The sequence below is a fragment of the Spirillospora sp. NPDC049024 genome, assembly GCF_040649235.1.
Lineage (GTDB): Bacteria > Actinomycetota > Actinomycetes > Streptosporangiales > Streptosporangiaceae > Spirillospora.
Genome location: NZ_JBEZFD010000051.1, coordinates 1 through 9,497, shown reverse-complemented (window position 1 = coordinate 9,497; position 9,497 = coordinate 1). Strand labels below are relative to the sequence as shown.

Genomic DNA, 9,497 nt, shown 5'->3' with positions numbered 1-9,497 from the left:
GAGCGCAGCGGAGGGCGCCCGTCAGTCGGGCGGGGGGTGTGGGGGGTCGCCCCCCACAAAGACACAGCCGACTGACGGGCGCCCGGAGCGCAGCGGAGGACGCCCGTCAGTCGCGCGGGGGGTGTGGGGGGGCGCCTCCCACAAAGACACAGCCGACTGACGGGCGCCCGGAGCGCAGCGGAGGGCGCCGGTCAGTCGCGCGGGGGGTGTGGGGGGGTCGCCTCCCACAAAGACACAGCCGACTGACCGGCGGGTCGGTGAAATACGGCTCTTCGCGGAACCTCGGGGTCGGCGGGAGCGTCCGAGCGGGCGTTCGGAGAGGTGAGGGGGCGGCGGTGGCGGGCGTTCGGCGGGCGGTTCTGGGGCGGCGATGGCTTCTGGGCGCGATCCTGGCGGGGGCGGTCGCCGTGGCGGGAGCGGTCGCGACAGCAGTGGTCGTCCTCGCCGAGCCCGCGCGGCCTCGGGAGTGCGGGTGCGCGCTGCCGCCGGACACCAGCGGGATCAGCGGGGTGCCGCGCGAGTGGCAGGCCGCCGTGGCCCGGCGCGACGCCGGAGCGGCCTGGCGGTTGCTGACGCCCGAGGCGCAGCGGCGGTACGGCTCGGTGAAGGGTCTGCGCGGGGCGCTCCCTCGGCTCGCCCCGGATTCCCATGGGTCCGCGGGGTGGAGGCTCGTCCGCCAGCTCACGCAGGGGCGCGGCACGCCCAGCCGGTTCCTCTACCTGCTCGTCGAGAAGCGGAGCCTGCGGCCGGCCGGAGCCGTCGTCGTCCACTCCATGGCGGACGGCTCCGCCGATGGGCGGGTCGATCCCGCGCCCGCCGCCACCGTCCGCATCCTGGAACCCGCCGCGCGGGCCACCGTGGACGCGCGCCCGCGCCTGCGTGCGGCGACCGGGAGTCCTCCCGCGTACGTGGTCGTGCGGCGGGACGGTGAGACCCTCGGTGCCGTGGGATCCATCCGTGGCGCGGACGGGTGGGACACACCGTTCCACAAGGCGCTCAAGCCCGGCCCCGCGCTGATCGTCGCGGTCGATGCGGACGGCGGCGGGCGCCTCTCGTACGGAAGCGTCCGCGTCACGATCCGCTGACCGGCCCGGGCGGCGCCGTCAGTCGGCCGGTTTGCGGGCCTTCGCGCGGGCGCGCTTCTCCTCGTCCTCCAGGAGCGGGCCGATGCGGAAGGGGACCTGGTGGGTCAGGACGATCGAGGTGGTGCTGCGGCGGACGCCGGGGCAGGCGAGGATCGAGTCGATGACCTCGTGGAGCTGCTTGCCGTTGGGCGCGACGGCGCGGACGAGGAGGTCGCCCTGGCCGGTGATCCCGAGGACCTCCAGGACGCGCGGGATCGCGGACAGCGCGACGGCGGCCTCGCGCAGCCGGCCCTGGGCGACCTCCAGGGTGACGAAGGCCGTCAGCTCGAAGCCGATGGCGCCGAGGTCGACCTCGCGGCCGCGGTGGCCGATGACGCCCTCGCGTTCGAGGCGCTCCACGCGGGCGTGCGCGGTGTTGCGGGCGATGCCGAGCTTGGCGGCCAGTTCCGTGACGCCGATGCGGGGCTGCTCGACGAGGCGGCGGAGGATCTGCAGGTCGAGGAGAGTGGTACGGGTCACAACGCTCAGCTCCGGCGGGTAACTCGATTCTGACTTGAGCAATCTGCTCAAGTATCGTCCCACCATCTTGCACTCCGCTCAGCAAAGGCGGCTCAATGCAAGCATGAGCACCACCGTTTCTTCCTCCCCCCTCCGCGACCGGCTCGAACTGGAGCGCGGCCGGATCGCGATCGGCGGGGTGCACGCGCTCGTCCGGCTGCTGCTGGAGCAGCGCCGCGCGGACGCCCGGCGCGGCTGGCGGACCGCCGGGTTCGTGTCCGGGTACCGCGGGTCCCCGCTCGGCGGCCTCGACCAGCAGCTCATGCGGGACGCGAAGCTGCTGGAGGGCCACGACATCCGGTTCGTGCCGGGCGTGAACGAGGAGCTCGCGGCGACGGCCGTGTACGGGTCGCAGCTCGTCGAGCACCTGCCGGGGCCGCGGTTCGAGGGCGTGTTCGGGCTCTGGTACGGCAAGGCGCCCGGCGTGGACCGGTCGCTGGACGCGTTCAAGCACGCGAACTGGCTCGGCACGTCCGAGCGCGGCGGGGTGCTCGCGGTGGTGGGCGACGACCCGTCCGCGAAGTCGTCCACGCTGCCGTCGGCGACGGAGGGCGCGCTCGCCGAGGCGTTCATGCCGGTGCTCGTCCCCGGGTCGGTCGGCGACCTGCTGCACCTCGGACGGCACGGGTTCGAGATGTCCCGGTTCAGCGGGGCGTGGACCGGGTTCAAGCTCGTGACGGACGTCGCCGACTCCCACGAGGTCGTGGACGTGGAGCCGGTGCCCGACCCGGTGTACCCGGAGTTCGCGTGGCGCGGCCGCCCTTGGAAGCCGACCCGCAAGCCGGGCGTCGACCTTAAGGGCACGAACGCCCTCGAAACGGAGGTCCTTCAGGGCCGCCTGGAGGCCGCGACGGCCTACGCCGCGGCCAACGGCCTCGACCGGATCGAGGGGGCCGCCGGCGACGCGGTGATCGGGCTGGTCGCCGCGGGCCGCACCTACGTCGAGCTGCGCGAGGCCCTCGACCGGCTGGGGCTGGACGACGAGGCCCTGGCCCGCCGGGGCGTCCGGCTGCTGCGCCTCGCCCTGATCTACCCGCTCGACGCCGACCGGATCCGCGAGTTCGCCCGCGGGCTCCGCGAGATCGTCGTCGTGGAGGAGAAGCGGGCGTTCGTCGAGACGCAGATCCGGGACGTCCTGTACGACCTGGCGGAGCGCCCGGCCGTGTACGGCAAGAACGGCCCGGACGGCGCCGGCCTGGTTCCGACGGACGGCGGCCTGGACGCCGACCGCCTCGTGAAGGCCCTGGCCGGGCTGCTCGCCGACCGCGTCGGCGAGGAGCACGTGGACCTGCGCGACGCCGTGCTCAAGCCCCGCAAGCCGCAGATCAACCTGCTCGCCCCGGCGCGCACCCCGTACTTCTGCTCGGGCTGCCCCCACAACCGGTCGACGGTCGTCCCGGACGGGTCGATCGCGGCGAGCGGCATCGGCTGCCACGTGATGACCGTGTTCACCGACCGCAGCATCGGCACCACGCAGATGGGCGGCGAGGGCGCGATGTGGGTCGGCGCGGCGCCGTTCTCCGACACCGAGCACATGTTCCAGAACCTCGGCGACGGCACGTTCTTCCACTCCGGCAGCCTCGCGGTCCGGCAGGCCGTCGCCGCCGGGACCAGCATCACCTTCAAGCTCCTCTACAACGCGGCCGTGGCGATGACCGGCGGGCAGGACGCCGACGGCGGCTCCGACCCGGCCGCGATCACCCGGATGCTGCACGCCGAGGGCGTCGCGAAGATCGTGGTGGTGGCGGACGACCCGTCCCGCTACCCGCGCGGCACCGACTGGGCGCCCGGCGTCCGGGTCCGGCACCGCGACGACCTCGACGCCGTCCAGCGGGAGCTGCGCGAGATCCCGGGCGTGACCGTGCTGCTGTACGACCAGGCGTGCGCGGCCGAGACGCGGCGCAAGCGCAAGCGCGGCCTCGTCCCCGACCCGCAGACCCGCGTGCTGATCAACGAGGCGGTCTGCGAGGGGTGCGGCGACTGCGGCACCAAGTCGAACTGCCTCAGCGTGGAGCCGGTCGAGACGGAGTTCGGCCGCAAGACGCAGATCAACCAGACGTCCTGCAACAAGGACTACTCGTGCGTGGACGGCGACTGCCCCTCGTTCGTCACCGTCATCCCCGGCGACAAGCCCAAGGCGGCGCGCACCCTGCCGCGGATCGGTGAGCTGGAGGAGCCCGCGGAGCGGCCCGAGTCGGCGGACGTGCTGCTCGTCGGCATCGGCGGCACCGGCGTCGTCACGGTCAACCAGGTCCTCGCCACGGCGGCCCTCATCGACGGCCGCCACGCCCGCGCGCTCGACCAGACCGGCCTCAGCCAGAAGGCCGGCGCGGTCGTGTCGCACCTGCGCATCGGGACGGCCGACCGGGACCGGCCGGGCATGGTCGGCGCGGGCGGCGCCGACGCCTACCTCGTGTTCGACTCGCTGGCCGGGACCTCGGAGACCAACCTGCGCCGCTGCGCGCCGGACCGGACCGCCGCGGTCGTGTCGACCAGCGAGGTGCCGACCGGGCGGATGATCGTCGACACCTCGGCGGCGCTGCCGCCGAGCGCGTCCCTGGTCAAGCAGATCGCCGAGCGCACCCGGGCGGACCGGCTGGTCGCGCTCGACGCCCTGGCGCTCGCCGAGCGCTGGTTCGGCAGCACGACCACCGCGAACTTCGTGGTGGTCGGCGCCGCCTACCAGGCGGGGCTGCTGCCGCTGTCGGCGAAGGCGATCGAGGAGGCCCTCACGCTGAACGGCGTGCAGGTGGAGGCGAACATCCAGGCGTTCCGCGCGGGCCGCCGGCTGGTGCTCGAACCGGAGGGCCAGGACGCCTCCTCCACTACGGCGACCGCGCAGGTCGCGCCGCGCCCGCTGGACTCGACCGCGTCGGCCGCGATGGACCTCGTCGACGCGTCCGGCGTGGACGGCGAACTCGCCCGCGTCCTGCGGATCCGGGTGCCCGACCTCGCCGCCTACCAGAACCTGGCGCTCGCCAAGCGGTACCTGGACGCGGTCCTGCGCGTCGCCAGGGCCGAGGAGGCGGCGGGCGCGGGCGAGCGGCGGCTCGCGGTCGCCGTGGCGCGCAACCTGCACAAGCTGATGGCCTACAAGGACGAGTACGAGGTGGCCCGCCTGCACCTCGACCCGGAGCTCACCCGGCGCGTCGAGGAGCAGTTCGGCCCCGGGTCCACGGTCGCGTACATGCTGCACCCGCCGCTGCTGCGGGCCGTCGGGGTGGACAGGAAGATCGCGCTGCGCCGGACGGCCCGGCCGGCGTTCCGCGCGCTGCGCGCGATGCGGCGGCTGCGCGGCACCCCGCTCGACCCGTTCGGCGCCACCGCGCAGCGGCGCGCCGAGCGGCGCCTCGTCACCGGGTACGTCGCGGTGGTGAACGAGCTGGTGGCCGGGCTGGAGGCGGGGGCCGCCGGGGACGGCCGCCTCGACGCCGCAGTGCGGATCGCCGAGCTGCCCGACATGATCCGCGGCTACGAGGACGTCAAGACCGCGAACGTCACCCGGTACGAGGAGAGCCTGCGCGAGCAGCTCGCCGCGTGGCGGGCCGAGCGGTCGCCCAGCCGGGTGTGACGCTCAGGTGATCGCGCCGGCCAGCGCCCCGGCCAGCGCGATCACCACCAGCTCCAGGGCCAGCAGCTTGACCAGCGCGCCGGGCACGAGCCGGCGCGCGTAGCACTGCTCGACGAAGATCTTGAGCTGGTCGGCCGGGCGCAGGCGCGGCGCGGAGTGCCGGGAGGGCACGCCGCGCAGCGCCTGCGGCGGGGGCGGCTGCTCCTCCACCGGGCGCACCAGGACGCTGTTGACCGCCCGGGTCGGCACGACCATCCGGTCCCAGTGCAGCGCGTCCAGCGGCAGCGGGCCGCCGTGCCCGTCGAGCTGGAAGATGGGGCCGCACAGGGTGATGAAGGACAGGTCGTGCCCGCGCGCCGCCGATTCCTCCCCGAGGAGTCCGCGAAAGGTCTCTCCGCTGTTCAGCGTGATTTCGAGTTCGACGTCGCGGTCGGCGTAATCGGCGCGCGGACCGGTGGCCGGACGGGTCGCGGCGGGCAGCGGCCCGGGAAGATTCTCCAGGCGCGCGAGAACGGCCGCGGCCAGCGAGGAAAGCGTCAGGGAAATCGCGAGGAAACAGCACACCGCCCAGGCCGCGGCGAGGGTCGGGACCGCACCGCCGCCCTCGTCCAGGAGGCGGCGGGGGCTCGGCACGGCGGACTGCCCCAGCACGCCCAGCAGGATCGACGTCACCGTCGTGACCACCACCCCGGCGACCACCGCGCGGGAGAACCGCGGCAGCGCGTCTCCCGGTCGGGCCCGTTCCCGGCGGCCGCGCACCAGATCGAAATGCAGGCCCGGCACCGCCGCCAATGCCAGCAGCGCGACAGGCACGGCAATAGAGCCTTCGGTCATGGTCACCCCTGCCCTGAGTCGGGGGTCATGAGGTACAGATCCTGTCAGTTGGACCGGGGATTCTCAATATCGAGACAGCTGACTCCAGGTCCAATTGCCGTTCCATTTCCCGGAGCCGTTCGGAAAGGACTTCGCCGCGCACCGGCTCCGGGTCGCGGTGGACCGGTCGAACCCCGCCGCGCCCGCGGCGCGTACCTCCTGGCGAGCCGGGGACCACGCCCGGCACCGGAGTGCGACGAGGGTGACGTCGAGTGGAATCGGGCTTGCGGCTGACGGAGCGCTACCGCCTCGTGGAGCGCCTCGACGACGGCGGGGCGATGGAGGTCTGGCGCGGCTGGGACGAACTCCTGGGACGTCCCGTCGCGGTGAAGGTCCTGGCGCCCGCGCGCACCGGCCCGAACCGGGCCTTCCGGCGCGGCGTGAACCGCGCCGCCGCGCTGTCCCACGCCGCGCTGGAGACGGTCTACGACAGCGACCAGACCCGCGACGCGTCCGGTCGGCTCGCGTCCTTCGTGGTGACCGAGTTCCTGGTCGGCGAGACCCTCGCCGACCGGCTGCGGCGCGGGCCGCTCCCCGCCCCCGAGGCGGCCGCCGTCTGCGGCCAGATCGCGGGCGCCCTGGAGGTCGCGCACGCCGCGGGCGTGACGCACGGCGATCTTCGCCCGGAGAAGGTCATGCTCGTCCACGGCGATGCCGGGGCCGACGTGAAAGTGGTCGACACCGGCATCGGCGCCGTCGTCCGCGGCGCCCGCACGCGCGAGGGCGGGGAGGACGCGGACGGCTTCCCCGCCGCCGCGAGGGCCGCCGACGTGCGCGCGCTCGGCGCCGTCATCGCCGCCTGCGTCGCGCCCGGCGCCCCCGCGGACCTGTCCGCGCTCGCCGCCCGCTGCATGGGCCGAAACGCCCCGTCCGCCGCCGAGGTCGCCGCTCTCCTCGGCCGCGACGAGGAGCCGTCGAACGCCGTCTTCACCGTCTCCCGCACGGCTTTGCCGAGCGACAACCGCACCAGGGCCCTGCCCCCGCCTCCCCCACCGCCTCCGCCGGCCCGCCGCGGAGGCGCCCGCCTAGCCGCGTTCGCCCTCGTGGCGGCCATCCCGGTCACGGCCGCCGCCGCGGTCGTGCTGTCGGCGCCGCGCTCCCCGGTCGCCGTCGCGCCCCCGGCGCGGACGAGCACCGCCCCCTCGGCCGAGGCGCCGGCACCCACGGCGCGCACGCCGCGGACGCCGCCACCGGAGGGCGCCCCCCGCGTCACCGACGCGCTGGGACGGCTGCGCCCCATCGTCAGCCGCGGCTACGCCTCCGGGGAGATCCGCTCCGACGTCGCGATCGACCTCAACAACGTCATCACGAACCTGGAGAACGACCTCACCGCCGACCGCGACGTCGACGTGGGCGGCCGCATCGCCGAACTGCACGACAAGATCGTCACCCGGCTGCGGGAGCGCGGCCTGTCCCCCGAGCTCGCGGACGAACTGAACCGCGTCCTCGCCACCGTGCAAGCATGACGGGCGAGCGGGAGGCCGGGAAGTGGCGGCGCGAGGACCTGCCCCGCGCCCAGTCCACCGTCCGCTTCCCCTGGCTCGCGCTGGCGGGGGTCGCCGCCACGATCGTGGCGGCGACCGTGCTCGTCCTCGGGATCGGCGACACCGTCTCCAGCCGGGACGGCTCCGCGGACCGGCTGCTCCCGCTGCAGGCGGCCTCCCCGCCCGCGACCTTCCCGCCGGAGACGACCGGCTCGCAGACGCCCTGGCCGCCCCCCGCCGAGCCGCCCCCGCCGACGACGCCGCCCGAGACGTCCCCGCCCCGCGGAATGAGCGTCGACGGCGCCCTGATGAGGCTGCGCCGCGCCGTGGACGAGGGCGTGGCCGCGGGAGAGGTCCGCGACGACGTGGGCGTAGACCTCGGCAACGTGATCGAGGGGATCCTCGACCGCCGGGGCCGGAGCCTGGACCGCCTACGCGCGGACGTCGCCGGCCTGCGACACAAGATCGCCGCTCGCACCCGCGAGGGCGCGATCACCGGCGGCCGCGCCGAGAGACTGCGCCAGATCCTCGACGACGCGCCCGTCTGAACACCCGGCCGCTCACCCGCCGTCACCGACCGAGGTGATCGGCCTCTCCCGCCCCTCCATCTCCGTTCACGGACGAAGACTTGACGGCGACATATCGTTTATCGTTACTATCGAAAAACGATATGCCCCCCTCAAGGAGACGCGCATGGCCCCGAAGACGCTCTGGACGCGATTCGACAGCCGCGTCCTGGAACTGGCCATCGGCCTCGGCCTGCTGCTGGTCGGGCTGTTCCAGGTCCTCTTCCCGATCCTCGGCGTGACCGGCCCCTTCCCGCCGATCGACACCCGCGACGTCCGCCTCGACACCACCGCGCAGGTGCCGCACCTCGCGTCCGGCGGAGCGACCCTGCGCGGCACCCACCACGCCGAGTTGGCGGTCAGCGACCCCGGCTTGTGGGACCGGGTGCTGCTCGCCGCCCCCGAGGTCGCCCGGGGCGTGCTGATCATCGTGATCCTGTCGCTCCTGATGCGGATGGCCGCGACGTTCCGTTCCGGGGACGTGTTCGTCCCGGCGAACATCCGGCGCCTCTTCACGATCTCCATCGCCGTCCTGCTGCTCGGCACCGCCGCCCCCGCCCTGGACATGATCACGATGAACGCGCTGGTCGGCGGTACCCCCATCGAGCCCGTGATCGAGATCGGCTTCACGGTTCAGGCCTCGACCGTCCTGCTGGCCATCCTCATCGCCGCGCTGGCCGGGGCGTTCGGGCACGGCGCCCGGCTGCGCGAGGACACCGAGGGCCTGATCTGATGCCGCCCGAGGACCCCCACCAGATCACCGTCCATCTGGACGCCGTCCTGGCCGAGCGCGGCATCACCCTCGTCGAGCTGGCCGAACGCGTCGGCGTAACGCCCGTCAACCTCTCCATCCTGAAGAACGGCCGCGCCAAGGCCATCCGCTTCACCACCCTCAGCGCCCTCTGCCGCGAGCTGGGCTGCCAGCCCGGCGACATCCTCTCCTTCACCGAGAACTGAGAGCCCACGCCACATCCCCACTCACAGCGACCACCGACAGGCCAAGCCAGGTTCGAGCCTGCGAGAACCTGATCGCCGAGTGAGCCCCCAGGCGAACAAGGCGATGCACGAACCGCACCGTCCGCGCAGTCGGCCACCGTCGGGCGCAACAACCCCAGCCACCACAGCAACCACCCGACAACCCCAACCGTCGCGATTGCGAGCGAAGCCAGGTTCGAGCCTGCGAGAACCTGATCGCCGAGTGAGCCGCCAGGCGAGCCGAGGCGATGCAGCAATCGCACGTGTTTTTTGGGCGGTCGGCGCCCCCCGGGCGCCAGGACGCCGAGCCCTCCCGCGTTCGCCACCGCCGTGACGAGCCGCGGACCGGCCACCCACCCCATGCCGGTCTGCACGACGGGGTGCC

The 9,497-nt window shown here is 74.1% G+C and carries 8 protein-coding genes and 1 pseudogene; 6 read left to right on the top strand and 3 right to left on the bottom strand.

Annotation, left to right across the window (positions count from 1 at the left end):
• The first annotated feature begins 335 nt into the window (after positions 1-335).
• On the top strand, positions 336-1,085 hold the full coding sequence (locus AB0C21_RS43155) for a hypothetical protein (protein WP_500212306.1): 750 nt from the start codon (positions 336-338) through the stop codon (positions 1,083-1,085).
• 18 nt (positions 1,086-1,103) lie between these two features.
• Here AB0C21_RS43155 and AB0C21_RS43150 read toward each other — a convergent pair whose 3' ends face one another.
• Complete coding sequence (locus tag AB0C21_RS43150; protein WP_235036992.1) at positions 1,104-1,604, bottom strand: Lrp/AsnC family transcriptional regulator; 501 nt, start codon at positions 1,602-1,604, stop codon at positions 1,104-1,106.
• Between the two features lie 34 nt (positions 1,605-1,638).
• Between AB0C21_RS43150 and AB0C21_RS43145 the strand changes: the two genes are divergently transcribed.
• Positions 1,639-5,214, top strand: coding sequence for an indolepyruvate ferredoxin oxidoreductase family protein (locus AB0C21_RS43145; RefSeq protein WP_500212304.1), 3,576 nt, complete (start codon positions 1,639-1,641; stop codon positions 5,212-5,214).
• Positions 5,215-5,217: 3 nt separating this feature from the next.
• On the opposite strand, the gene AB0C21_RS43140 is transcribed toward AB0C21_RS43145, so the two are convergent.
• Entirely contained in the window at positions 5,218-6,048 is an 831-nt protein-coding gene (locus AB0C21_RS43140; protein WP_500212303.1) for a DUF6338 family protein, read from the bottom strand.
• A 251-nt stretch (positions 6,049-6,299) separates the two neighbouring features.
• Here AB0C21_RS43140 and AB0C21_RS43135 point away from each other — a divergent pair, with 251 nt between their 5' ends.
• The 4 genes from AB0C21_RS43135 to AB0C21_RS43120 all read left to right on the top strand — a co-directional run bounded on the left by AB0C21_RS43135 (position 6,300) and on the right by AB0C21_RS43120 (position 9,094).
• Positions 6,300-7,553: a protein kinase domain-containing protein gene (locus tag AB0C21_RS43135; protein WP_500212302.1), complete on the top strand. Its 1,254-nt coding sequence runs from the start codon at positions 6,300-6,302 to the stop codon at positions 7,551-7,553.
• On the top strand, positions 7,550-8,119 hold the full coding sequence (locus AB0C21_RS43130) for a hypothetical protein (protein ID WP_500212300.1): 570 nt from the start codon (positions 7,550-7,552) through the stop codon (positions 8,117-8,119). The genes AB0C21_RS43135 and AB0C21_RS43130 overlap by 4 nt, the downstream gene beginning before the upstream one ends.
• Positions 8,120-8,264: 145 nt before the next feature.
• Complete coding sequence (locus tag AB0C21_RS43125) at positions 8,265-8,870, top strand: DUF2975 domain-containing protein (protein WP_500212299.1); 606 nt, start codon at positions 8,265-8,267, stop codon at positions 8,868-8,870.
• A complete protein-coding gene (locus tag AB0C21_RS43120; RefSeq protein ID WP_500212297.1) occupies positions 8,870-9,094 on the top strand; it encodes a helix-turn-helix domain-containing protein in 225 nt (74 codons plus the stop codon). Before AB0C21_RS43125 ends, AB0C21_RS43120 begins: the two co-directional genes overlap by 1 nt.
• Positions 9,095-9,405: 311 nt before the next feature.
• Here the strand turns inward: AB0C21_RS43120 and AB0C21_RS43115 are convergent.
• Positions 9,406-9,497: pseudogene (locus tag AB0C21_RS43115) on the bottom strand (nitronate monooxygenase); the annotation flags it as partial.

Excerpts from the sequence above, each read along its gene's own strand:
- AB0C21_RS43125 (WP_500212299.1), top strand. The coding sequence starts at position 8,265 with ATGGCCCCGAAGACGCTCTGGACGCGATTCGACAGCCGCGTCCTGGAA.
- AB0C21_RS43140 (WP_500212303.1), bottom strand. The coding sequence starts at position 6,048 with ATGACCGAAGGCTCTATTGCCGTGCCTGTCGCGCTGCTGGCATTGGCG.
- AB0C21_RS43120 (WP_500212297.1), top strand. The coding sequence starts at position 8,870 with ATGCCGCCCGAGGACCCCCACCAGATCACCGTCCATCTGGACGCCGTC.
- AB0C21_RS43130 (WP_500212300.1), top strand. The coding sequence starts at position 7,550 with ATGACGGGCGAGCGGGAGGCCGGGAAGTGGCGGCGCGAGGACCTGCCC.